This window comes from Jiangella aurantiaca (assembly GCF_004349105.1).
Lineage (GTDB): Bacteria > Actinomycetota > Actinomycetes > Jiangellales > Jiangellaceae > Jiangella > Jiangella aurantiaca.
Genome location: NZ_SMLB01000051.1, coordinates 14,340 through 37,024, shown reverse-complemented (window position 1 = coordinate 37,024; position 22,685 = coordinate 14,340). Strand labels below are relative to the sequence as shown.

The window sequence follows — 22,685 nt, the reverse complement described above, 5'->3', positions numbered from 1 at the left end:
GCGGATGTCGTACTGGCTGGACAGCACGGGGGACCCGCCGCTCGCGCCGTCGCCCCTGGAGGACGCGGACGTGGTGGTGCTGGGCGCCGGGATCGCCGGCATCACGACGGCGTACCTGCTCAAGCAGGCCGGGCTGACGGTGACGCTGATCGAGGCCGCCGACCGGCTGGTCGCCGGCGTCACCGGGCACACGACGGCGAAGGTGACGAGCCAGCACGGCGCCATCTACGCGCCACTGACCAGCAGGTTCGGCAAGGACACAGCGCAGGCGTACGGCGCTGGGCAGCAGCTGGCCGCCGACTGGATCGAGACCGAGGCGGCCGCCGTCGGCGCCGAACCGGACTGGTCGCGGCGCGACTCCTACACCTTCGTCGAGCGGTCGTCGTCGGTCGACGGACTGCGCCGCGAGGCCGAGGCCGCCGCGGCCGCCGGGCTGCCGGCGACGTTCACGACGGAGACCGGCCTGCCGTTCGAGGTGGCCGGCGCGGTGCGGTTCACCGGCCAGGCGCAGTTCCACCCGCGACGGTGGCTGCTGGAGCTGGCGACCCGCATCCCCGGCGACGGCGGCACCGTCGCCACCGGGACCCGGGCCCTCGGATTGAGCGAGGGCGACCCGTGCGTCGTCGAGACCACCGCCGGCCCGGTCCGCGGCCGGCACGTCGTCGTCGCGACGCACTACCCGATCTTCGACCGCGGCCTCTACTTCGCCCGGCTGGAGCCGCGGCGCGACCTCGTCGTCGCCGGGTACCCCGAGGCGGCCGGGCCGGATGGCATCCCCGCCGGGACGTACATCAGCACCGAGGACCGGCACTCCGTCCGCACCACCCCGGGCGAGGACGGCCGCACGCTGCTGATCGTCGGCGGCGAGCCGCACCGCGTCGGCGCCCGGACCAGCGTCACGAAGCACTTCGACGCACTGTGTGCCTGGGCACGGAAGCGGCTCGGGCTCGCCGAGCCGGCGTACCGCTGGCTCGCGCACGACCTCACCACCGTCGACTCGCTCCCCTACGTCGGCCGGTTCCACCCGCGCACCCAGAACGTGTGGGTGGCGACCGGGTTCGGGCACTGGGGCATGACCAACGGGACGCTGGCGGGGCTGCTGCTGCGCGACCTCATCACCGGCGCGGAGAACCCGCTGGCCGGGGTGTTGGACCCGCAGCGGGTCACCGTCCGGCAGTCCGCGACCGAGTTCGTCAAGGCCAACGCGTACGTCGCGACCCGGTTCCTCGGCGACCGGGTCGACGCCCTGACCGCCCGGCGCGGCGTCGAGTCCCTCCCGCCCGGCAGTGGCCGCGTCGTCACCGACGGCGTGCGGGCGGTCGCCGCCTACCGCGACGAGGAAGGCGGCCTGCGCTGCCTGTCGGCCCGCTGCACCCACCTGGGCTGCCTGGTCGTATTCAACGACGCCGAGAAGACGTGGGACTGCCCGTGCCACGCCTCACGGTTCGCGACCGACGGCCAGGTGCTTGCCGGCCCCGCCGTCCGGCCGCTGCCCGCCGCCCCGCCACCGGGCTGAGGCTGCGACCGCGTCACCCGGTCGGATGCAGCGGCGTCACCGTCGTCGACTCCGGCGGCGGACGGTGTTCGTCCAGGTGGCGGACCGGCTGCAGCGGCACGTCCGCCACCTGGCCGGTGATGGTCTCGAGATGGCTGAGCACGATGCCCTCGCGCAGCGCCCACGGGCAGATCTCCGCGCGTGAGACGTTGAGCGCCGCCATGGTGGTGTCGGCGACGACGGCGCCGGCGAGCACCTGCCCGGCGCGGGCGGCCGACACCCCGCGCAGCTTGGCGCGTTCGGCGGCGGGCATCGCGGCCAGCCGCGGCAGCCAGCGGCGGACGTCGCGGCGGGCCAGCTCCCGGCGGACGAACGGGCCCTTGCGCTGGCGGCCGGCGCCGGCCAGGCGGGCCAGCTGTTTGAACGTCTTGGACGTGGCGATGACCCGGCCCGGCTGGCCCTCCCAGCGCAGCCGGTCGGCGACCTCGCCGACGGTGTCGCGGACGTGGCGGCGCAGCTCGCGCAGCTGGCCGCGGGTGGGCGGGTCGTCCGGAAGCAGCTGCCGGGTCAGCCGGCGGGCACCGAGCGGCAGCGAGATCGCGAGGTCCGGCTCGGCGTCGCGGCCCAGCGCGATCTCCATCGAGCCGCCCCCGATGTCCAGCAGCAACAGCCGCCCGGCCGACCACCCGTACCAGCGGTGCACGGCCAGGTAGGTCAGCCGGGCCTCCTGCTCGCCGGTGAGGAACTGCGGCCGCACGCCGGCCACCTCCTCGATGCGGTCGATCACCTCGTCGCGGTTCGTGGCGTCGCGGACCACCGAGGTCACGTACGGGTACAGGTAGTCGACGTGCTGGTCGGCGGCGTCGTGGACGGCCGCGGCGACGGCTTCGGCGACCCGCTCGACGCCTTCGGCGGCAATGGTCCCGTCGGTGTCGATCGCCTCGTTCAGCAGCGTGGGGATCTTGACCCCGTGGGCGGGCAGCGGCGGCGCTCCGGAGGTGGCCTCGACCACCTGGAGCTGTGCCGAATTGGATCCGATGTCGAGCACCCCGAGCCGCATGGACGAGGAATACCCAGCGGCGGAGCTCGCACGCAGCGCCCGAAAACCGTTCGCCCGAGCGACCTGCCGTCCCTAGGGTGGTCCGCGATGACGGATCCGCAGCCGCCCGATATCGACGCCGAGCTCGTCGACGCACTGATCGCCGACCAGTTCCCGCAGTGGGCGCGGCTGCCGGTGCGTCCGGTCGAGCTGCAGGGCGTCGACAACCGCACGTTCCGCCTGGGCGACGAGCTGTCCGTCCGGCTGCCCAGCGCCGAGCACTACCGCGAGCAGGTCGCCAAGGAACAGCACTGGCTGCCCCGGCTCGCACCCCAGCTGCCGGTCCCGATCCCCGCGCCGGTCGCCGTCGGCCGGCCCGGCCGCGGGTACCCGTGGACGTGGTCGGTCAACCGGTGGCTGCCCGGCGAGACCGCGCTGGCCGCCGGAGCCGCCCGGGGCGGCGGCGACGTGGCGTTCGCGCAGGACGTCGCCGGGTTCCTGCGGGCGCTGTGGACGGCCGACGCCGACGGCGGGCCGCCACCGGGGACGCACAACTTCCAGCGCGGCGGGCCGGTGTCGGTGTACGGCGACGAGACGCAGGAGGCGCTGGCCGAGCTGGCCGAGCGGATCGACGTCGCCGCCGCCCGGAAGGTGTGGGAGGCCGCGGTGACGTCCCCGTGGACCGGCGAGCCGATCTGGTTCCACGGCGACGTCGCGCCCGGCAACCTGCTGGTGCGCAACGGCCGGCTGAGCGCGGTCATCGATTTCGGCACCTGTGGCGTCGGCGACCCCGCCTGCGACCTCGTCCTCGCCTGGACGTTCCTCGACGGCGAGGCGCGCGCGGCGTTCAAGGCCGCGATGCGCCCCGTCGCCGACGACGCCATGTGGGCGCGGGCCCGCGGCTGGGCGCTGTGGAAGGCTTTGGTCACCTATGACAGCCACGTGCCGCGCGTCATGGCCGAGGCGCGCCGCGTAGTGGCGGCTGTGCTCCGGGGAGGCCTGAGTCAGCCGGGCGGTGTCAGCAGCGACCGCACCGAGGCCGTGACGACGCGCGGGATGTCGGCGGCGTCGAGCCGGCCGGCCCGCTCCTCCTCGGCCGCACCCTTGAGCAGGTAGTGCACGGCGCCCACCAGCCAGCCGATGGGCAGGTCGGTGCGGAACGCGCCCTCGGCCTGGCCGCGGCGGATCAGGTCCTCCAGCCGAGCCGCCGGCGCACCGTGCAGCTGCCGCACCCGGCCGGGCGGCAGCACCTCCTGTGCGGCCACGAGCAGTGACGACGACTCCGCGACCAGCGTCCAGCTGGACGCCAGCAGCCGGTCGAGCGCGTCGCGCGGATCGCCGGTGAGGCCGACGCCGGACAGCGTCCGCTCGCCATCGGCCAGCGCATCGGCCAGCGCCGCCTCGACCAGCTCGGCGCGGTTCGGGAAGTGGCCGTAGAGCGTCATCCGGCCGACGCCGGCGGCCGACGCGATCTCGTCGATCGTCGCCGCCGGATCACGTCCGAGCAGCTCGCGAGCGGCCGCGACGATGCGGGCGATGCTGCGCTCGGCATCGGCGCGGCGGCGGGTCCGGGTCGTCACGCGAAGAAGTCTAGCTCGTACGGGAATATACGAGTTAACCGCCTCCGTTCCCTAGTTCGTACTTCCACATACGAGTTACGGCAGGAGGCCGGATCATGACGTACGACGACACGACCGCGGCGGTCACGCCACACCCCTGGCGCTGGCGGATCCTGGGGTTCCTCGGGATCGCCCAGCTGATGCTGATCCTGGACGTCACGGTGGTGGCGATCGCGCTGCCACAGATCGAGACCGACCTGGGCGCCGGCCGCGAGGTGCTGACCTGGACGGTCAGCGCGTACGCGCTCGCGTTCGGCGGCTTGATGCTGCTCGGCGGCCGGCTCGCCGACCTCTTCGGGGCCAAGCGGGTGGTGCTGGCCGGCCTGCTGGTGTTCACGGCGGCGTCGCTGCTCACCGGGCTGTCGGAGTCGTCCGAGCTGCTCATCGGCGGACGCGTCGCCCAGGGCGTCGGCGCCGCGCTGCTGTCGCCGTCGGCGCTGTCCCTGGTCGTCACGCTGTTCGACGGCGACGAGCGCAACCGCGCGCTCGGCGTCTGGTCGGCGCTCGGCGGCGGCGGCGCGGCCCTTGGCGTACTGCTCGGCGGCCTGCTCACCGCCGGCCCCGGCTGGCCGTGGGTGTTCTTCGTGAACGTGCCGATCGGCCTGGTCATCGCGGTCTCGCTGGCCCGCATGCTCCCCCGTCAGACCGCGGCGGCCCCGCGGGCGCGGCTGGACGTGCTCGGCGCCCTGCTGGTCACCGCGTCGTCGGGCACGCTCATCTACGCGCTCATCCAGGCCGGCGACGGCGGCTGGCTGACCGCGACGACCGGCCTGCTGGTGCTACTGGCCGCGGTGGGCTACCTCGCGTTCGTGACGTGGCAGCGGCGGGCCGGCGCCCCGCTGATGGACGTCCGGCTGCTCGCCCGGCGGCCGGTGGCGACCGGCACGTTCCTCATCCTGCTGGCGACGGCGCTGATGATCGCGGTGTTCTTCCTCGGCACGTTCTACTTCCAGCACGCGCACGACTACGGCCCGCTGCGCACCGGCCTGCTGTTCCTGCCGGTCGCACTGGCCACGATGGTCGGCGCCAACCTCACCGGCCGGTCCATCGCCCGGCTCGGCGCCCGGCCGCTCGCGGTGATCGGCCTGCTGGTGGCGGCCGCGGGGATGGCGGTGCCGGCTCTCTGGCTGCACCCGGCCGCCGTCGTCGCCGGCGTGTCCGTCGGCGCGGCCGGCACCGGCGCCATCTTCGTCGTCGCCTCCGCGACGGCGCTCGGCCAGGTCGCCCCGCACGAGGCCGGCATCGCTTCGGGCATCGTCAGCACGTTCCACGAGTTCGGCGCCGCCAGCGGCGCGGCGGTCGTCTCCAGCGTGGCCGCCGCCAGCATCGTCGGCACCACCCTGGACGGCTTCACCAACGCCTTCATCGTGGCCGCCGTCGCCGCGGCCGCGTCCGCAGTGGTCGCAGCGGTCATCACCCCGCGACCGCAGGGCTGACACCCGGCGATCCGGCGGATGCCCGGCTCACCGACGAATGCGGCGCCGATCCGGCCCGCATGCGCCGGAACGCCGGGCACCCGCATGGAAGCGTTTGGTCAGGCCTCGTCCGTCGCGCGGACATCGATTCGATTCCTCGCAGGACCAGGTGCGGCGTCTCGTCAAGCCTCTCGCGGAGGAAGCGATCAGCGGATTCCACGGTGAAGGTGATGTAGATGCGTTCCTTGAGGATGTCGGCGCGCTGACCGGGCGGCAGCTCCTCGGCACGGCCCGGCCGTGGCTCATCGCGCCAGCGTGCCGGCGCGTGCGGCCGCCACCTCGCGGCCGCGCGGCGACGTCGGGAAGCGGTCCAGCATGGCCTCGAGCTCCGCGGCCGGGACGTTGGCGCCGAACACCTCGGTGAACGGCTCCATCCGGACACCCTCGGCCAGTGGCCCGGCGACGACGGGGTCGAAGCCGAGTGCGTCGACGATCGCCGCCGCCTCCGCCACGTCCGACACGTCGTCCCCTGCGACGGCGATGGCCTTGCGGCCGGCCGAACCCGCGGGCGCCGCGCCGTCCTCGAGGTCGTGGTAGCCCATGTGGTTGAACGCCTTCACCACCCGCGACCCGGGCAGGAACACCTGCACCAGCTCGCTCGACGACGTGCGCGGGTCGGTGAGGTCCACGCGGTCGCCGTCGACCTCCCACCAGTAGTTCATCGCGTCGAGGATCAGCTTGCCGTGCAGCGCGTCGGCCGGGAGGGTGCGGTACTTGCCGAGCGGCAGCGCGAGGACGACGGCGTCGGCCTGCTCGGCCGCCTCCCGGGCGGTGACGGCGACCGCGCCGGGCGTGACGATCTCGACGATCAGCGCGATCCGCTCCGCCGCGCCGGACCCGGCGATGAGCACCCGGAACCCGGCGGCGACGGCGAGCCGGGCCAGCACGGTGCCGAGCTTGCCCGCGCCCAGGATCCCGATGGTGCGCACGTCGCCGGTCACGAGCCGGCCACCAGGTCGCGGACCATCGGGACGACCTTCGAGCCGTACAGCTCGACGGCGCGGAGCCGGGCGCTCACCGGCTGCGACCCGGCGGTGTAGATGAGGTCGAACCGGCCGACGCCGAGGGTCTGCACGGCGCGGGCGATCTTGTGGGCGACCGTCTCCGGCGAGCCGACGTAGAGCGAGCCGTGCTCGATCTCGTGCTCGAACTCGCGCGGCGTGATCGGCGGCCACCCCCGCTCCCGGCCGATGCGGTCGCGGTTGACCTTGTACCGCGCGTAGTAGATCTCCTTGGCCTCTTCGTCGGTGTCGGCGACGAAGCCCGGCGAGTGCATGCCGACGGGGTGCGCGACGGTGCCGAACTGGCCGGCCGCCCGCCGATAGAGGTCGAGATAGGGCACGAACCGGTCCGGCGAGCCGCCGATGATCGCGAGCATGAGCGGCAGGCCGTAGTAGGCGGTGCGGACGACGGACTGCGGGGTGCCACCGACGCCGACCCACGCGGTCAGCCGGCCCGACTCCGTCTTCGGGAAGACGTCGGCGTCCTCCAGCGCGGCCCGGGTGGTGCCGCTCCAGCTCACCGGCTTCTCGTCGAGCAGCTGCACGAACAGCTGCAGCTTCTCCTCGAACAACACCTCGTAGTCGGCGAGGTCGTAGCCGAACAGCGGGAACGACTCGGTGAACGAGCCGCGGCCCAGGATCACCTCGGCCCGGCCGCCCGACACCGCGTCGACGGTGGCGAAGCGCTGGAACACCCGGACCGGGTCGTCCGAGCTCAGCACCGTCACTCCGGACCCGAGCCGGATCCTCGACGTGCGCGCGGCGATGGCGGCCAGCACCGTCTCCGGCGTCGAGATCGAGTACTCGGGACGGTGGTGCTCGCCCAGCGCGATCGCGTCGACGCCGAGCTGGTCAGCGAGGACCGCCTCCTCGACGACCTGACGGATCGCCGCACCGTAGGTGAGCAGTTCACCGTCATCGCTCTCCGGCACGTCGCCGAAGGTGTCCAATCCGAAATGGAGGTCGCTCATGCCGCCCTCAACGAGGTTGACATGTCAATTATTTCACCCGAGCGGCCGCTCGGGTATAGTGAAGTAACTTCACTATGATGCTGGTCATCGATCGAGGAGACTCCTATGACGCTCGCCATCGAGACGGCGGGGCTGTGCAAGCGGTTCGGCGAGGTCAGCGCACTGGACGGGCTGGACCTGACGGTCGAGCGCGGCGTCGTCTACGGCCTGCTGGGCCCCAACGGCGCCGGCAAGACGACAGCGGTCAGGGTGCTCGCCACCCTGATCGCCGCCGACGACGGCGTCGCCCGCGTGCTGGGCCACGACCTGCGGCGCGAGGCCGACGCCGTCCGCTCGCGGCTGGCGCTGACCGGGCAGTACGCGTCGGTCGACCAGGACCTCACCGGCGCGGAGAACCTGACGCTGATCGGCCGGCTGCTCGGCCACTCCGGCCGGGCGGCGCGCGACCGGGCCGCCGAGCTGCTGGCCGCGTTCGACCTCGCCGATGCCGCCGGCCGGCCGGTCAAGCAGTACTCCGGCGGCATGCGCCGGCGGCTGGACATCGCCGCGAGCATCGTCGTCACGCCCGACCTGCTCGTCCTGGACGAGCCGACCACCGGCCTCGACCCGCGCAGCCGCGCCGACGTGTGGCGCATCGTCCGGGCGCTTGCCGCACAGGGCACCACGATCCTGCTGACGACGCAGTACCTCGAGGAGGCCGACGCGCTGGCCGGCCGGGTCGCCGTCGTCGACCACGGCCGGGTCGTCGCCGAGGGCACGCCGAGTGCGCTGAAGGCGTCCATCGGCGCGGCCCGGCTGCACGTCCGGTTCGACGACGGCGCCGGCGCGGCCGCCGCGGCGGACACGCTGCGGTCGGCGTTCGGCCTCGAGGTCGTCCACGAGCCGGGCAGCGGCACGCTCACCGCACCGGTCGACGACCCCGAGCGCGCGGCCGCGATCCTCGGCGAGCTGACCCGGCGGCACGCCGCGATGACCGGCTTCTCCCTCGACCGCCCCAGTCTCGACGAGGTGTTCCTCGCGCTCACCGCCCACCAGGAGGTCCAGCCGTGACCATCGAGCTGCTCACCGGCGGCCCGCGCCCGCCGCGCGCCGGCGCCGTCGCCACCACCGCCGCATACGCCCGGCGCGGCCTGCTCAAGCTGCGGCGGGTGCCCGAGCAGCTGGTCGACGTCACCATCGGGCCGATCCTGCTGCTGGTCATGTTCACCTACGTGTTCGGCGGCGCGATCTCCGGCACGACCGGCGACTACCTGCAGTTCCTGCTGCCAGGGATCCTGGTGATGGGGGTGCTGCTCACCGCCGTCCAGGCCGGCGTCACGCTGCAGGCCGACCGCTCCGCCGGGGTCGTCGACCGGTTCCGGTCACTGCCCGGCTGGCGGGCCGCGCCGCTGGTCGGCGCCGTGCTGGCCGACTCCGTCCGGTACGCCGCGACCGCCGCGATCATCGTCGTCACCGGGCTGCTGCTCGGGTTCGACGCGGACGGCGGCGTGGTCGGCGTGCTGGCCGCCGCGTTGCTCGTCGTCGGGTTCGCGTTCGCGTTGTCGTGGCTGTTCACGACGCTCGGCCTCGCCGTGCGCAGCGCCAGCGCCGTGCAGGGCATCGGCATGATGGCGATCTTCCTGCTGGTGTTCGTCAGCAACGTGTTCGTCGACCCCGCGACGCTGCCCGGCGCCGTGGCGGCGTTCGTCGACGTCAACCCGATATCGCACCTGGTCGACGCGGTGCGGGCGCTGCTCTACGGCGAGCCGGCCGGCGCCGAGGTCGGGCTTGCGCTGGCCGAGGCGGCCGCCGTCACCGCGGTGTTCGCCCCGCTCACGGCCCGGCTCTACAGGCGGTCGTGACGGTCATGCGGGAGATGAGTGAGGATCCGGGTTGCCCTGGATACCCCGATCCCTCACCCATCGCCAGTGCCTGCGTGCACCACGCCGCAACCCATCGCCAAGCGCGAGCCGGATGAGGGGTTACCAGGGACGATCGTCGGGTTCACAATGGGGATGAGATCGTTCTGGGGGGCGCCATGGGGGCGTATGAGGATGTGCGGCGCGACGTGTGGCAGCAGTACCAGGCGGCGACCCGAGCCGGCGCCGGCGACGACGAGGAAGGGCTGGGCCACGTCCTCCCGGGGGTCGAGGTGTCGGCCAGCCAGCCGGCGTGGCTGGGCCCGCGCTGGCGGGCCGTTCTGATCGTCTTCTCGCTGCTCACCTGCGCGACGGCGCTCGCGTTGACCTGGTGGGCGGTCCAACGTGCGGATGCCGGCATCGCCGCGGCGAACTGGGCCGCCGCACTGGGCGGCGTCATCGCCGTGGTCGCGCTGGTGGTCGCGTACCTGACCGTCGGCGGCTTCGGCGAGGCATCCTTCGCGATCAGCAGCGGTGACGACGACGCCCGGGGCCGGCGCGCGGATCGCCGCATCGGCGAAGCGGCGCGATCCGGTGAGAGACGCGCGGAGCTGCGTCCGTAGGCACGAGGGACACGGCATCAAGGGGGCGGTCCACGATGCCACTCGATCAACACGAATGGGACCTGGTCTGTCAGCTCGTCCTCGACGACCTCGTGGGCACCGACAACCCCTTCCAGGTGCTCAAGACGTACTTCCCGGACGACATCGCTCATTGGCACATCACCAACGTGGCCAGCGACAATGCGCGGATGCTCGTCAACCTGGCGCGGAACTCCTCCCCCGGCGACGACGAGCCGCTGTCGATCCGGCTGCTTGGCGTACTCGCCCGCCTGCCGACGATCCAGGTCGCCAAGCCGGCGGAGCTGGCCAAAGTGACGGAGTACCTCCAGCGGCTGCGGGCGGAGAAGGCGGCGCTGTACAACGTGGATCCGTACCAGGCGCGTGTGCTGCCGGGGTCGGGTCAGGTGTTCATCGACCGGCTGCCCGTGCGGTCCTCGCTGCGGCGCATGGTCGTGCCGGAGCCCGGCCGGCCACAGCCGATCGTGCTGCGCGTCATCGGCGATCGCGACGTCGGCAAGTCCTACACCTACCAGCTGATCCAGCACCTGGCCGCCCCTTGCGGGTTCTCGTACGCGCGCGTCGTCCTGGACCGGTCGAGCTCGGCCTCGGACGTCATGCGAGAGCTGCAGTTGCAGATCGCCCGCGATGGCCTGCCGTCCGACGCGATCGCGGACCCGATCAAGCGGCTGCGCTACTGGGCGCTGTGGGTCGCGCAGCAGGTCCAGCTCACGCCGGAGCAGTGGTGGTGGATCATCTTCGACCAGTGCGACGAGCTCGACCCGGGCTCGGACGCCGTCGAGCTGATCGCGCAGCTCGCGTCGGTCGTCTCGGAGATGTCGCTGGCGGGCGGCGTGCGCCGGCCCCGTCTGCTGCTGCTCGGGTACGACGACGACCTCGCCGACCTGCCGCTGCCGCCGAAGCAGGTCGTCTGGGACACCGTGAGTCCCATCGGTGAGCTCGACCTGCGCGACTTCTTCACCGTCGTCCTCCGGGAGGCGCAGGAACGCGTGGCGAACGGCGGCGCGGTCGACGAGACACTGCTCGCTCAGCACGTCGAGGTCGCCCTCCGCGCGGTGATCGCCGCAGCCCAGGAGAGCCAGCAGCAGGGCGCCTGCTATATGCGTGCGATCGCCACCGCTACCGAAGGGGTGCTCGATGTCTACGCCGGCTGACTGGTCCGCGGACGACTTCGCCGCGCGGCTGCGCGACCGGCTGCGCTCCGCCGAGCCGGCGCAGACCGAGGTGCCGCCCGAGCAACAGCAACTGCGGCAGGCCGCCGCGCTGCTGACGAGTTTCGACCCGGGGAGCCTGCATCCGGCCGGTGCCGCCCCCACGGGGACTGGATTCCAGCTCGTCGACGACTGCACGGCCCGGGCCGGCCAGGCGCGCACCGCGTGGGCCCTGCGGTCCGACGTCCGGGCGACGGCGCTGCAGTCCTTCGCCGGGCCGGAGGAGGCCCGGCTTGCGCTGGAGACCAACATCGGCTCGGCGCCGCGCCACGCCGCCGAGCGGCTGGCCCTCCGCTACCTCCGAGGCGACCCGCCGGTGCTCGAGAACCTCGACGTCGAGTCGCTGCTCCACGCCCGCGAAGCGGTCTCCTGGCTGTCCCTCGTCCCCGGCGTGCCGGGCCTGCCGGAAGCGGAGGAGATCGAGCGGCTCCTCGACCACCGGCGGCTCGTCGAGCCACTGCACTCCCTGCTGCGACACGGCTTCGCGGGGCGGGCGCGCGAGCTCGACGTGCTCCGGAGGCACGTGGGCCTGCTGCCCGCCCGGCACTGGCGCGCCCGGATGGCCGACGCGGGCCGCGCGGTGAACGGCTGGCTCGGGCGCGCCAACGGCGAGCTGCCGCTCGTCGTCACGGGACCCGGCGGCGTCGGCAAGAGCACGCTGATGGCGCGCTTCCTCCTCGACCACGTCGACCGTCCCGGCGGGCGGGTCCCGTGGGTCCACGTCGACTTCGAGAGCGCCACGCTGCGCATCCAGGAACCGGTGAGTCTGGTCGCCGAGATGGCCCGGCAGCTGGCCGCGCAGTACCCGGACGAGGCACCCGCACTCGACGACCTCCGGTCGTCCGCGCGATCGCAGTCGCGGCTGCAGCGCCAGCAGTTCGAGGAGCTGGACGAGCTCGAGGACGTGGTGACCACCCGCGCGAGCCTGGGCCGCGAGGCCAAGTACCGGTACCACACGCAGACCCGCGACGAGGACGCGCAGGCCGCCCACACCCTCGGCCGGACGCTGCGGCGGGCCGTCGCCCGGCACCCGGCCGCGACCGGTGAGGAGCCGCCGCTGATCGTCGCCCTCGACTCCTTCGAGGAGGCGCAGTACCGTGCCTCACCCATTCTCGACCGCATGTGGGCGATGTTCACCGCGCTGCGTGACGCCTACCCGCAGACGCGGGTGGTCGTGGCCGGCCGGGCCCCCGTCGGCCACCCTGCCGCCCCGGCCGAGGAGGTTCCGACGCTCACGCTCGGCGACCTCGACGAGGCGGCGGCGGTGCACCTGCTGCGCACCCTCGGCGTCACCGACCCGGTGGCCCGCGCCCTGGTCGAGCGCATCGGCGGCAACCCGCTGAGCCTGCAGCTCGCCGCCGACGTGGCCGTGCGCATGCAGCACACCGGCGACGACGGCGACTGGGTGCGGACCGTGCCGGCCCGGCGCCGCCGGCTGTTCGGCGCCGTCGACGACATGCTCATCCAGGGCGTGCTCTACTACCGGCTGCTCAGCCACATCACGAATCCCGACGTCCGCCGCCTCGCCCATCCCGGGCTGGTCCTGCGGCGGATCACGCCCGCGATCATCGAGCAGGTGCTGGCCCCGGTCTGCGGGGTCGACGTGTCGCGGCCGGGCCGGGCCGACGAGCTCTTCGAGGAGCTGGCGCGCGAGCTCGACCTCGTCGACCGCACCGCTCCGGACGTGCTGCGGCACCGCGCCGACGTGCGACGTGTCATGGTGCGGCTGGTCGCCGAGGACCGCGCCGAGGCCACCCGCGAGCTCGAGCGTCGCGCCGTCGCGTTCTACGCGGCTTCGCGCCGCCCGGAGGACCGGGTCGAGGAGGTCTACCACCGGCTCCGGCTGGGCCAGGGAGCTCAGGAGATCGAGGCACGCTGGCTCTCCGAGCTGGCGCCGCTGCTCGACGGAGTCGCGGACGAGCTGCCCGCACGGAGTGCCAAGCTGCTCGCCCGGCTGCAGCGCAGCATGCCGGCCGAAGCGACCGCGCAGGACGACCAGGCGGACTGGGAGCACCGCACCGCAGATGAGGCGGAGAACCTGCTCACGCAGGGCTACGCGGCCGAGGCGCTGACGCTGCTCTCGGCCCGCCGGCCGTGGACCACCGGGAGCCCGCTGCACGCCGTCCGCGTCGAGGCCCTCCTGCGCACTGGCGACCTCGCGCAGGCGCGGCAGGCCGTGGCGGACGCACTCGCCGAGCCCGGCATCGAGGAGAACGGCGACGCATACCTGGAACTGCTGTTGCTCTCCGCCCGGATCGCCGCGGAGTCCGGCGACGTCGAGTGGGCGGACGACGACCTCGCCCTCGCCGAGCGCACGGCGACCAGGATGGGCCGCGACCTGGACGCTCTCGGGGCCCTGCTGCAGCGGACCCGGTTGCCCGATTCGGCGGACGCCGGCGACCACCACCAGCATGACCTCGTCACCGAGCTCGCGCACCGGGTCGAGGCGATGCCGGAGGAGATCCTCGCCGGACAGACATCCCTCGTGCGGGCCGTGGCGGCGGCAGTGGGCGACCGCGTACCTGCCGTGCTCGCGCGCGCCCTGGACCTGGTGGGTCTGCCCGCGCACTCCCCGCCCGCCCGGACAGCGCTGGCTCGGGCGATCGCCGACACGGCGCACGATCAGCCCGCCGTCGTCGACGTCATCTCCCGCACCGCCGACCCCCTGGCCGAGCGGCCGCCGGAGCCGAACGCCGGCGAGGTCGAGCGGCTGCTCCATGACGCCGAGCAGCGCGGCCTGCTGGACGAGCTCGCCCGCGAGCTGCTGACGCTCCGCGACGACACCGGGTCGCTGCGCGCCGGGATCGCCGCCGCGATGTCCGCGGATCTCCCGCCGGTCGTGCGGGAGCCACCGGGAAGTCCCCCGGCGCCATGAGCGAGTACCTGTCGCCTGACGACGTGGACGCGGTGCGCGACGCGGCGCTGGCGGCCTACCCCGACCCGCAGTGGCGGCCGGTTCTGTTCCAGGGCGTCCTGCCGCTCTACGTCGCCACGCTGCCGCAGCTGCCGATCCCGGCCGCCCAGATCACGTCGGACCTGATGCGGATGAACGGCGTCGAACGGCTCGTCGACGGACGCGTCCCGCTGCAGCTCTGGCTGCACAACGCGGCCCGCAACACCGCGGAGGCCGGGCCGCGCGAGGTGTTCGAGCAGGCCCGCGACCAGGTCAGCCGTGCCGCCGCCGGCGAACCGGACCTGGGCGCCGCCACCGAGGCCGACCTGCCGGAGGAGATCGTCTTCGGCGACGACACCGTGCCGTTCGGGTTCCTCGCGGGCGGGACGGCGGCCGGCCGGGCGGTCGGGCGCATCGTCGTCCCGCCGTACCAGGACGGCGCGCCGCGCACGAACCCCGATGGCGGGAGCGCCCATCCGCACGCCGGCACCGCCTGGCTGATCGCGCCGGACCTCGTCATCACCAACCATCACGTCATCAACGCGCGATCGGCGATCGACGGCCCGGCACCGCGCGCGTCCGACGCCGACCTCGCGCTGCAGGCCGAGCACGCCGTCGTGCTCTTCGACTACGACGAGGACGCCTCCGCGGGCGTCGAGGCGGCGTGCAGCGGCATCGTCGCGTGGTCACTGGACCTCGACTACGCCGTCGCGCGGCTGGCCGCCGACTCCGGACGCTCTCCCATCCCGATCCGCGCCGACCCGTTGAAGGCCGAGCTGGCCCAGAACGTGGCGGTCAACGTCATCCAGCACCCCGAGGGCAAGCCGAAGCGCATCGGGCTGCGCAACAACGTCGTGTACGACACGACCGACCTGGACGTCCGCTACTTCACCGACACCCAGCGTGGCTCCTCCGGCTCGCCGGTGCTGACCGACGGCTGGACGGCGTGCGCACTACACCGCGGCGCCCGCCGCGTCGACGTGAAGTTCCAGGGCAAACCCAGCTCGTACATCAACGTCGGCACCCAGATGTCCGCCGTCGCCGGCGATCTGACACAACGATTCCCCGCGGTGTGGGACGAGATACCGCACGGGCGGTAGCGATCGCCCGGGCACGAGACGAGGGGGGACGGTCATGGCACAGAGGTCGCCCGTGGCCACCGACGTCGCACAGGTCTTCGACGATCTCGGCGCGGTGGCCGACCGGGTGCGCAAGCGCGCCGAGGCGGAGCTGGAGAGTGCGGAGTCCGCGGAGGCGTTGCCCGCGGCCGACGCCCGGTCCGCCAGACTGGCGCGGGCGGCTCGCGAGGCGCGCGGCGAGGCGCTGCTGGACGGCGCCCGCGGCCTGGAGAAGCTCGCGCAGGACCCGGGCACGCAACTGACGCCCGCCGAGGAATTCGGCCTGGAGGCGATCGTACTTCTCGAGGGTCGTCCGGCTCTGCTGGTGCAGGGCGGCGATTTCGGGACGCCGCCGGCCCAGTGGACGGTGCTGGATGCCCAGCGTGCGGCCATCCGCGACTCGATCGCACGGGTGGGCCGGGTCGAGGTCACCGGGCATCCCGACTTCGACTGGGTCGGCACTGGGTTCCTCGTCGGCCCCGGCCTGGTGATGACGAACCGGCACGTGGCGCTCGAGTTCGCGCGCGGGATCGCCGGCGCGTGGACGTTCATCAGCGGCCGCGCCTCCTCCGTCGACCTGGTCCGCGAGGCCGGCAGCGCGGACCGGCTCGAGTTCACCGTCACCGAGGTCGTGGGCATCCACGACGCCGACGACGTCGACCTCGCCCTGCTGCGGGTCGAGCCCCGGGACGACGGGGCGCTGCCGTCGCCCCTGCGCATCGCCGCGGTCGCGCCTGACGACGTCATCGGCCGGCAGGTCTACGTCGTCGGCTATCCCGCCTGGGACGGCCGCCGCAACGAGCCGGAGCCGATGCGGCGGATCTTCATGGACCTCTACAACGTCAAGCGGCTGCAGCCCGGCCGGACCACCGCGTCCGCCGACCCCGCCGTCGTCCTGCGGCACGACTGCTCGACGCTGGGCGGGAACAGCGGCTCGCCGGTATTCGACCTCGCCACCCACCGGGTGCTGGGCCTGCACTTCGGCGGCCGATACGGCGTCGGCAACTTCGCCGTTCCGGCCTGGCGCCTGGTGGACGACCCGCTGACCGCCGGCGCCGGCATCAACTTCGACGACGCACTCGTGGACGACTAGACGGCGGCCCGCAACGCGCGCGACGCCGTCCGCTCCAGCAGCCTCCGCGCCGCTGCCCCGGGCCGGTCCGGGAGCTCGATGTCGCCGGGCGGCGCGGTGAGACCGGCGCGCAGCATGTCGTCCTCGCCCAGGCGATAGACCAACTCGCTGACGGCGGCCAACGGCAGGTCGTCCACCGCCTGCGGCGCGGTGCCCAGCAGCTCCGCGACCCGGACGCGCACCTCCTCGCGGCTGAGGCCGACCAGGACGGCGCTCAGCCGGCTCACCGGGTCGGCGACCTCCGGCGCCTCCGTCGGCACGAGGTCGGCCTCGTCGGGCAGCGGCGCCGGGAGCAGGGAGGCGGCATCGACGATGCCGACGCCGTACAGCTCCTCCCAGCCGTGCTCGGTCCAGCCGGGCGGCACCCGGTGGCCGTGCGAGCGCACCAGGTGCAAGAACGCCGCGTGCACGTTCGCCCGGCCGACCCGTGCGACGATCCGGTCGTGGCTGTGGTGGGCGATCCAGAGCGCGGCCACCCCCGCCAGGGTCGCGACGGCGAACGACGTGCCGTGGTGCCGGCGCTCGCTGAACGCCGGCGGGTCGGCCCGCGCGTCGACGGAGGCGACCCAGACGCTCTCGCCGGGCGCCGACACGTCGACCGCCGGCCCGCGCGACGATCCGGGCCACGGCTCGCTGTCGGCGTTGGTCGCCGCGACGGCGATGCACTCCGGATACGAGGCGGGTGCGACGACGATGCCGACCTTGTTGCCGGCCGCGGCCATGACGATGACGCCGTCGTCGAGCGCCGCCCGGATGGCCGTCCGCAGGCCGAAGAAGCCGCGGCCGCCCAGAGACATCGTGATGACCCGGCAGCCGCGCCGGTGTGCCTCGTGCACGGCGCGCGCGACGTCGCCGTCGAGCACCTGGACGACGCTCTTGACGGAGCGGATCGGCACGATGGTCGCCCGGGGCGCCACACCGAGCAGTGCGCCGGCGCCACGGCAACCGATGACGCTGGCGGTGTGGGTGCCGTGACCGGGCGAGTCCAGCGGCATGTACCAGCGCCGGCGCAGCGGGTCGCGCGCGTCCTCGTCGCCGTCGAGAACGTCATGGTCCAGGTCGAACGACCATGCGCCGGCCAGCTCCTGATGGTCGGTGTAGCCGGTGTCGACGGAGCCGACGAGCACGCCCGCGCCGCGGTCCGCGCCGCCGGGAGGCGGGGGCAGCGCCCAGGCGGCCCGGGCCCGGACGGCGTCGACGACCCACGTCAAGTCGTCGGAGCCCGGGAGGTGGACGCCGCGGGTGTCGCCGAGCGACTCGCCGATGTCGACGGCATCATCCTCGCGCGGCTCCACACCGTAGGCCGACGACGGGAGATCGGGCTCGACGTCGGCGTCGAGCTCGCGCGCCACGACCGCAGCGAGATCATAGGCGACGCGGGTGACGTCGTACGCCGGTCCCGCCTGGACGGCTCCGCTCACCACCCAGTGCCGCTGGAGCTCCGGTTCCGTCGCACCGGGGAACAGCGACTCGACCGCCCACGGCCGGCCGAGCTCGTCGGCCGCGCCGAGCACCCGGTCGATCCCCTGCCGCAGCCGTTCCGGGTGATCGTCGTCGCCTCGCGGCCGCACGAGCAGCCGCACCGATGCCACCGTCGGGTCCCGTCCTCGCATGTCGCTCACCCCCAGCGATCACGGTGTGTCGATCATGGCAGACAAACCGGGCGTCAGGGGCTTGCCAGCCGGTGCGGCAGCGAGTAGGGCAGAGGTAGACACTGCCGCGGCCGGTTTCGGGGGACGGAGATCACCGGCTCATCGTCTGGTGGAACTCTCCTGTGGTCAGCGCGGCCGGGCGCGGCGCGGACCGAGGGGGGCACCATGGACACGACGTACGCGATCCTGCGCGACATGAGCCGGGCCACCAGCCGCGAGCCGTTCGGCGGCGGCGGGTTCGAGCTCGAGGCGACCGAGCTGCCGGGCGAGCCGCGGATCGATGTGCTGCCGCTCGACAAGCGCGACGTCCGCGACGTGGCGCGCGATCCGGAGGTCCGGGCCATCGCGCCGGTGATGCCGACCAGCCTGACCCGGCCCGTTGCCGACGACGCCCTGGGCGATCTCGGAGCCGAGCTGGGCGATCCCGTCGCCGACGCGAGCGCCGCCGGCAGCACGTGGGGGGTGTCCGCGGTCGGTGCCGACACGTCGGCGCGCAGCGGGGCCGGGGTGGTCGTCTCCGTGCTCGACACCGGGATCGACGCCGTGCACCCGGCGTTCCAAGGCGTCACCCTCGTGGAGCAGGACTTCTCCGGCTCCGGCAACGGGGACAAGCAGGGTCACGGCACGCACGTCGCGGGCACCGTCTTCGGGCGCGCGGTGGACGGCACCCGGATCGGTGTCGCGCCCGGCGTCACGACGGCGCTGATCGGCAAGGTCCTCGGCGACGACGGCCGCGGCAGCTCCGACATGGTGTTCCAGGGCATCCAGTGGGCCGTGCAGAGCGGCGCCCAGGTCGTCTCCATGTCGCTGGGGTTCGACTTCCCCGGCCTGGTCAAGCGCCTGGTCGACCAGGGCTGGCCGGTAGAGCTGGCGACCTCCGCCGCCCTCGAGGCCTACCGCGGGAACCTGCGCATGTTCGACGCGCTGATGCAGTTGATCCGCAGCCGCGCCGCGTTCTCGGCCGGTACGGTCGTCGTCGCGGCGGCCGGCAACGAGAGCGAGCGCCAGATCGACCCCGGCTTCGAGATCGGCGCGTCGCTTCCCGCCGCGGCGGAGGGCATCGTCTCGATCGGGGCGCTGGCCCAGTCGGCCGGCGGTCTCACCATCGCCCCGTTCTCGAACACGTTCCCTCAGGTCAGCGCGCCGGGCGTGGGCGTCGTCTCGGCCCGGACGGGTGGCGGGCTGAGGAGCCTGAACGGCACCTCCATGGCGACCCCGCACGTGGCCGGCATCGCCGCGCTGTGGTGGGAGGACGTGGCCGCGTCGCCGCTGCCGACGGCCGCCACCACTGTGGTCTCGCGGCTGCTGGCCAGCGCCGACACCGGCGCCTTGGCCGCCGACGTCGACATCGCCGATCGCGGCGTGGGCCTGAGCAAGGCGCCCTGAGCCACGCCGGGCCGAGCACTAGTCCGGGAGGTCGAGCGGGTCGCCCTGGTCCAGAAGGCTGCCGTCGGACTCCAGGGCGAGTCTGAGATTGACGCGGTAGGTGCCGGGCACGTCCAGGTCCGGCACCCACACGTCGATGCTGCCGGTGTCGTGGGCCGTGCCCGGCGTGATCCGATAGGCGATCGTCTCCGCCGCCCAGCTCACCGGCACGTCGAGTCCGTGCAGCGACCAGGTGAGCAGCAACGCGGCATCCTCGAGCCCGTGCGCCTCCAGATCGACCGCCACCACCCAGCCCAGAGGATCGCTCCTACCGTCATCGTCGTCGACCGACTCCACGTCCCGCAGCGCGTCGGCGAGCCGTGCCGCCACCTCGTCGGGCGGGAGCAGTTCGCCGGAGTCCTCGGCATCGGTGAGGTCGGAGACCAGCCGCGCGACGACCTGCGGCGCAGCGGGCAACACCGTCCGGGCCAGGACAGGGTCGGCGGCCACGTCGTCGACGAACTCCTCGGGCGGCGGCCACGCCGCCGCGTCCGTCCGGACCTCTGGCGACAGTTCGCGCTCGCTCGGTGTCGCGCCCGCCGGTGACCCGGTCTCCGTCGGTGTGCCGGAGTCGGTCGGTGTGCCGGTGTCCGTCGGGGTGCCAGTCTCGTCGGGCGACTCCGTGTCGTCCGGTGACCCGGTGTCCTGGGGTGTCGCGGTCTCCTCCGCGGCGGCAGTCTGACCGGGGGCCACGTCGCCGGCCGCCATCGCGACGGCGTCGGGCGGGACGGCCGGAGCGGTCCCGGATCCCGAAGACAGCGCGACCTCGGGGTCCGGGACCCCCTGGACGAACTCGCTGAGGGAGGACTGCCGGACCACGCCCGCCGAGGTGATCGTGGCGGCGTCCTCCGGATCGTCCGGGAACACCTCGTTCCACAGGGCGAGCACCGCCAGGCCGGCCGTCGCCAGGGATCCGGCCCCGATCACGGCGGCTCGGCCGCGCCGGTACCACGGCAGGCGCGGATCCCTCGTGCCTGTTCCGTTCTCGTCATCAGGGACAGGGATCGGCACGGTCCGGCCGTGGACGCCGGCCGGACCAGCCGGGCGGGAGGGCAGGTCCGGCTGGTCGTCCGACAGCCGGATCGTCGTCCGGCCGACCAGGATCTCGGCGGGGCCGGTCAGCCAGATCGGTTCCGACACCTCGACCCCGTCGGCGACCGTGCCGTTCCTCGACCCCAGGTCCGCCAGCCAGACGCCGTCGTCGACCACGTCGAGGCGCGCGTGGTGCCCGGAGACGGCCGGATCGGCGACCCGCACGTCGCAGTCTGCGCCCCGCCCGATGGTGTGGTGCCCGTCCCGCAGCCGCATGGCGAAGGGCGGGCCACCGGGCGGGGAGATCGCTGCCCACATGATCCCCCCTGGGAGGTCCTCACAGTCTGAACCCGCCGAATCGATCACACAAGCCGTTCACCGACCACCGCGGCGGCCTCATCCAGCGCGGCCAGCAGCGCCGCCGTCGCGGGCGGATCGGGCGGCTCGCCGTACGTGGCCGCGAAGATCCGGCGCGGCGGGACGGCGAGCCGGGTGGCGGTGACCGCGGGGTTCCGGTGCGCCCGCAGCGCCAGCCCGGGGATCGTCGTCACGCCCAGGCCGGCGGCGACCAGGCTCTGCATGACCACCATGTCGTCGGTCGTCGATGTGAGCCGCGGGGCGAAGCCGGCCCGCTCGCACAGCTCGACGAGGTGGCTGCGGCAGCGCTCGCAGCCGCCGATCCAGGTCGCGTCGCGGTGGTCGGCGAGCGTGCCGCCACCACCGGTCGCGAGCAGGTAGAGCGGGTCGTCGAGCAGGTGCCGCAGGCGGACGCCGTCCTCCTCGGGCGCGGTCTCGTCGTACCGGAAGATCACCGCGACGTCGACGTGCCCGGCCCGCAGCAGCTGCAACCCTTCCTCGGGATGGGTGTCGGTCAGCCCCAGCTCCAGGCCCGGGTGCCGCTGGGCGAGGACGGCGGCGGCCCGCGGCACCAGCGCGCTCATCACCGAACCGAAGCCGGCCAGCCGGACCCGTCCGGCCTGCAGGCCGACCAGCGTGGACAGCTCCGCCGCCGCCGAGTCGACCCGGCCGATGATCTCGGCCGCGCGGTCGGCCAGCAGCCGGCCGGCCTGGGTGAGCCGGATGCCGCGGCCGACCCGCTGCAGCAGCCGCGCGCCGGTCTCGGCCTCGAGCCGGGCGAGGTGGTGGCTGAGCGACGGCTGCGTGTAGTGCAGCTCGCGCGCGGCCGCGGTGACCGAGCCGTGCCGGCGCACGGCGTCGAGGACGCGCAGCTGCACCAGACTGACCATTCATAGAGTCTATGCATGGTTCAGCGTAGAGATTGACATTGGACCTATGTGTTGGTGCGGGAGCACGCTGTGGTCATGACGACTTTCGCCCTCGCCGCACTGGTACTGATCATGATGCCGGGCCCGGACCAGGCCCTCATCACCCGCAACGCGCTGGTCGGCGGCCGCGCCGGCGGCCTGCTGACGATGGTCGGCGGCGTGCTCGGGCTGACCGTGCACGCGAGCGCCGCCGCCGTCGGGCTGTCGGCACTGCTGCTCGCCTCGGCCACCGCGTTCACCGTGCTGAAGATCGCCGGGGCGGTGTACCTGCTCTGGCTGGCCGTGCAGATGCTGCGGTCGGCGGCGCGGTCCCGGCGCGAACCGGCGGCCGACGAGCCCGTCACGGTGCCGCCGCGGCGCGGAGCCTACCTGCGGCAGGGGTTCCTGTCGAACGCGCTCAACCCCAAGGTGGCCCTGTTCTTCGTCACGTTCCTGCCGCAGTTCCTGTCCGCCGACGCCGGATCGGCGCGCGCCGAGGCGCTGCTGTTCTCGGCGGTGTTCGCGCTGCTCTACCTCGCCTGGTTCGGCCTCTACGTCGCCGCCGTCGACCAGCTGGGCCGGTGGCTGCGCCGGCCGGCGGTGAACGCGCGGATCGAGCAGGTCACCGGCGTGCTGCTGGCCGCCGTGGCGATCCGGCTGGCGACAGCGGCGAACCACTGAGCCGACGCGCTATGGCCGGCCGGCGATCTCCTCGAGCTCCCCGGGCGGCAGCGCCGACAGAGCCGTCAGCGCCCGGACGAACCCGCGGCGGTCGGCGGCCGGCAACGTGGCGAGCGGCGTGCGGTCGAGCGCGGCGACCACCCCGCCCCCTTCGTTGATCTTGGAGTTGTTCGGCCATCTATCGGACATATCGCCCG

The 22,685-nt window shown here is 73.7% G+C and carries 20 protein-coding genes; 12 read left to right on the top strand and 8 right to left on the bottom strand.

Annotation, left to right across the window (positions count from 1 at the left end; translation table 11 throughout):
• Positions 1-4 precede the first annotated feature (4 nt).
• The gene (locus E1262_RS25245; protein WP_132106844.1) at positions 5-1,516 is read left to right on the top strand and encodes an FAD-dependent oxidoreductase; all 1,512 of its coding nucleotides are present in this window, start codon (positions 5-7) and stop codon (positions 1,514-1,516) included.
• 13 nt (positions 1,517-1,529) lie between these two features.
• On the opposite strand, the gene E1262_RS25240 is transcribed toward E1262_RS25245, so the two are convergent.
• The gene (locus E1262_RS25240; protein ID WP_132106842.1) at positions 1,530-2,555 is read right to left on the bottom strand and encodes a Ppx/GppA family phosphatase; all 1,026 of its coding nucleotides are present in this window, start codon (positions 2,553-2,555) and stop codon (positions 1,530-1,532) included.
• 87 nt (positions 2,556-2,642) lie between these two features.
• On the opposite strand from E1262_RS25240, the gene E1262_RS25235 reads away from it, so the two are divergent.
• The gene (locus tag E1262_RS25235) at positions 2,643-3,650 is read left to right on the top strand and encodes an aminoglycoside phosphotransferase family protein (RefSeq protein ID WP_132106840.1); all 1,008 of its coding nucleotides are present in this window, start codon (positions 2,643-2,645) and stop codon (positions 3,648-3,650) included.
• On the opposite strand, the gene E1262_RS25230 is transcribed toward E1262_RS25235, so the two are convergent.
• Positions 3,539-4,114: a TetR/AcrR family transcriptional regulator gene (locus tag E1262_RS25230; RefSeq protein ID WP_203454404.1), complete on the bottom strand. Its 576-nt coding sequence runs from the start codon at positions 4,112-4,114 to the stop codon at positions 3,539-3,541. The two genes, E1262_RS25235 and E1262_RS25230, sit on opposite strands and share 112 nt — an antisense overlap.
• Before the next feature lie 95 nt (positions 4,115-4,209).
• On the opposite strand from E1262_RS25230, the gene E1262_RS25225 reads away from it, so the two are divergent.
• Positions 4,210-5,589, top strand: coding sequence for an MFS transporter (locus E1262_RS25225; RefSeq protein WP_132106836.1), 1,380 nt, complete (start codon positions 4,210-4,212; stop codon positions 5,587-5,589).
• A 281-nt stretch (positions 5,590-5,870) separates the two neighbouring features.
• Here the strand turns inward: E1262_RS25225 and E1262_RS25220 are convergent, their stop codons facing one another.
• Complete coding sequence (locus tag E1262_RS25220) at positions 5,871-6,569, bottom strand: NADPH-dependent F420 reductase (protein WP_203454403.1); 699 nt, start codon at positions 6,567-6,569, stop codon at positions 5,871-5,873.
• Positions 6,566-7,600: an LLM class flavin-dependent oxidoreductase gene (locus E1262_RS25215; RefSeq protein WP_132106834.1), complete on the bottom strand. Its 1,035-nt coding sequence runs from the start codon at positions 7,598-7,600 to the stop codon at positions 6,566-6,568. Before E1262_RS25215 ends, E1262_RS25220 begins: the two co-directional genes overlap by 4 nt.
• 105 nt (positions 7,601-7,705) lie before the next feature.
• Between E1262_RS25215 and E1262_RS25210 the strand changes: the two genes are divergently transcribed.
• The 7 genes from E1262_RS25210 to E1262_RS25180 all read left to right on the top strand — a co-directional run bounded on the left by E1262_RS25210 (position 7,706) and on the right by E1262_RS25180 (position 16,394).
• Positions 7,706-8,650: an ATP-binding cassette domain-containing protein gene (locus tag E1262_RS25210; RefSeq protein ID WP_132106832.1), complete on the top strand. Its 945-nt coding sequence runs from the start codon at positions 7,706-7,708 to the stop codon at positions 8,648-8,650.
• Positions 8,647-9,441, top strand: coding sequence for an ABC transporter permease (locus E1262_RS25205; protein WP_132106830.1), 795 nt, complete (start codon positions 8,647-8,649; stop codon positions 9,439-9,441). Before E1262_RS25210 ends, E1262_RS25205 begins: the two co-directional genes overlap by 4 nt.
• Positions 9,442-9,617: 176 nt before the next feature.
• On the top strand, positions 9,618-10,061 hold the full coding sequence (locus E1262_RS25200) for a hypothetical protein (protein ID WP_132106828.1): 444 nt from the start codon (positions 9,618-9,620) through the stop codon (positions 10,059-10,061).
• Positions 10,062-10,096: 35 nt separating this feature from the next.
• Positions 10,097-11,233 carry a hypothetical protein gene (locus tag E1262_RS25195; protein ID WP_132106826.1) on the top strand — a complete coding sequence of 379 codons (1,137 nt, stop codon included), beginning with the start codon at positions 10,097-10,099 and terminating at the stop codon, positions 11,231-11,233.
• Entirely contained in the window at positions 11,217-14,165 is a 2,949-nt protein-coding gene (locus E1262_RS25190) for an AAA family ATPase (protein WP_132106824.1), read from the top strand. The genes E1262_RS25195 and E1262_RS25190 overlap by 17 nt, the downstream gene beginning before the upstream one ends.
• Positions 14,162-15,283: a trypsin-like peptidase domain-containing protein gene (locus E1262_RS25185; protein WP_132106822.1), complete on the top strand. Its 1,122-nt coding sequence runs from the start codon at positions 14,162-14,164 to the stop codon at positions 15,281-15,283. The genes E1262_RS25190 and E1262_RS25185 overlap by 4 nt, the downstream gene beginning before the upstream one ends.
• 34 nt (positions 15,284-15,317) lie before the next feature.
• Positions 15,318-16,394, top strand: a complete 1,077-nt coding sequence (locus E1262_RS25180) for a trypsin-like serine peptidase (protein WP_132106821.1) — start codon at positions 15,318-15,320, stop codon at positions 16,392-16,394.
• Here the strand turns inward: E1262_RS25180 and E1262_RS25175 are convergent.
• Positions 16,391-18,046 carry a S8 family peptidase gene (locus E1262_RS25175; RefSeq protein ID WP_132106819.1) on the bottom strand — a complete coding sequence of 552 codons (1,656 nt, stop codon included), beginning with the start codon at positions 18,044-18,046 and terminating at the stop codon, positions 16,391-16,393. The genes E1262_RS25180 and E1262_RS25175 overlap by 4 nt on opposite strands.
• Positions 18,047-18,250: 204 nt before the next feature.
• Between E1262_RS25175 and E1262_RS25170 the strand changes: the two genes are divergently transcribed.
• Positions 18,251-19,471, top strand: coding sequence for a S8 family peptidase (locus tag E1262_RS25170; RefSeq protein WP_132106817.1), 1,221 nt, complete (start codon positions 18,251-18,253; stop codon positions 19,469-19,471).
• A gap of 18 nt (positions 19,472-19,489) precedes the next feature.
• Here E1262_RS25170 and E1262_RS25165 read toward each other — a convergent pair whose 3' ends face one another.
• Both E1262_RS25165 and E1262_RS25160 read right to left on the bottom strand, forming a co-directional pair.
• The gene (locus E1262_RS25165) at positions 19,490-20,860 is read right to left on the bottom strand and encodes an FHA domain-containing protein (RefSeq protein WP_132106815.1); all 1,371 of its coding nucleotides are present in this window, start codon (positions 20,858-20,860) and stop codon (positions 19,490-19,492) included.
• Positions 20,861-20,904: 44 nt separating this feature from the next.
• Positions 20,905-21,789 carry a LysR family transcriptional regulator gene (locus E1262_RS25160; protein WP_132106813.1) on the bottom strand — a complete coding sequence of 295 codons (885 nt, stop codon included), beginning with the start codon at positions 21,787-21,789 and terminating at the stop codon, positions 20,905-20,907.
• Between the two features lie 75 nt (positions 21,790-21,864).
• Between E1262_RS25160 and E1262_RS25155 the strand changes: the two genes are divergently transcribed.
• On the top strand, positions 21,865-22,488 hold the full coding sequence (locus E1262_RS25155) for a LysE family translocator (RefSeq protein ID WP_132106811.1): 624 nt from the start codon (positions 21,865-21,867) through the stop codon (positions 22,486-22,488).
• Positions 22,489-22,497: 9 nt separating this feature from the next.
• Here the strand turns inward: E1262_RS25155 and E1262_RS25150 are convergent, their stop codons facing one another.
• Positions 22,498-22,677: a hypothetical protein gene (locus E1262_RS25150; protein ID WP_132106809.1), complete on the bottom strand. Its 180-nt coding sequence runs from the start codon at positions 22,675-22,677 to the stop codon at positions 22,498-22,500.
• Positions 22,678-22,685 lie beyond the last annotated feature (8 nt).

Coding starts and splice junctions, on each gene's coding strand:
- E1262_RS25245 (WP_132106844.1), top strand. CDS start 5: ATGTCGTACTGGCTGGACAGCACGGGGGACCCGCCGCTCGCGCCGTCG.
- E1262_RS25195 (WP_132106826.1), top strand. CDS start 10,097: ATGCCACTCGATCAACACGAATGGGACCTGGTCTGTCAGCTCGTCCTC.
- E1262_RS25155 (WP_132106811.1), top strand. CDS start 21,865: ATGACGACTTTCGCCCTCGCCGCACTGGTACTGATCATGATGCCGGGC.
- E1262_RS25180 (WP_132106821.1), top strand. CDS start 15,318: ATGGCACAGAGGTCGCCCGTGGCCACCGACGTCGCACAGGTCTTCGAC.
- E1262_RS25190 (WP_132106824.1), top strand. CDS start 11,217: ATGTCTACGCCGGCTGACTGGTCCGCGGACGACTTCGCCGCGCGGCTG.
- E1262_RS25225 (WP_132106836.1), top strand. CDS start 4,210: ATGACGTACGACGACACGACCGCGGCGGTCACGCCACACCCCTGGCGC.
- E1262_RS25200 (WP_132106828.1), top strand. CDS start 9,618: ATGGGGGCGTATGAGGATGTGCGGCGCGACGTGTGGCAGCAGTACCAG.
- E1262_RS25165 (WP_132106815.1), bottom strand. CDS start 20,860: ATGTGGGCAGCGATCTCCCCGCCCGGTGGCCCGCCCTTCGCCATGCGG.
- E1262_RS25240 (WP_132106842.1), bottom strand. CDS start 2,555: ATGCGGCTCGGGGTGCTCGACATCGGATCCAATTCGGCACAGCTCCAG.
- E1262_RS25160 (WP_132106813.1), bottom strand. CDS start 21,789: ATGGTCAGTCTGGTGCAGCTGCGCGTCCTCGACGCCGTGCGCCGGCAC.
- E1262_RS25175 (WP_132106819.1), bottom strand. CDS start 18,046: ATGCGAGGACGGGACCCGACGGTGGCATCGGTGCGGCTGCTCGTGCGG.
- E1262_RS25150 (WP_132106809.1), bottom strand. CDS start 22,677: ATGTCCGATAGATGGCCGAACAACTCCAAGATCAACGAAGGGGGCGGG.
- E1262_RS25235 (WP_132106840.1), top strand. CDS start 2,643: ATGACGGATCCGCAGCCGCCCGATATCGACGCCGAGCTCGTCGACGCA.
- E1262_RS25170 (WP_132106817.1), top strand. CDS start 18,251: ATGGACACGACGTACGCGATCCTGCGCGACATGAGCCGGGCCACCAGC.
- E1262_RS25185 (WP_132106822.1), top strand. CDS start 14,162: ATGAGCGAGTACCTGTCGCCTGACGACGTGGACGCGGTGCGCGACGCG.
- E1262_RS25215 (WP_132106834.1), bottom strand. CDS start 7,600: ATGAGCGACCTCCATTTCGGATTGGACACCTTCGGCGACGTGCCGGAG.
- E1262_RS25210 (WP_132106832.1), top strand. CDS start 7,706: ATGACGCTCGCCATCGAGACGGCGGGGCTGTGCAAGCGGTTCGGCGAG.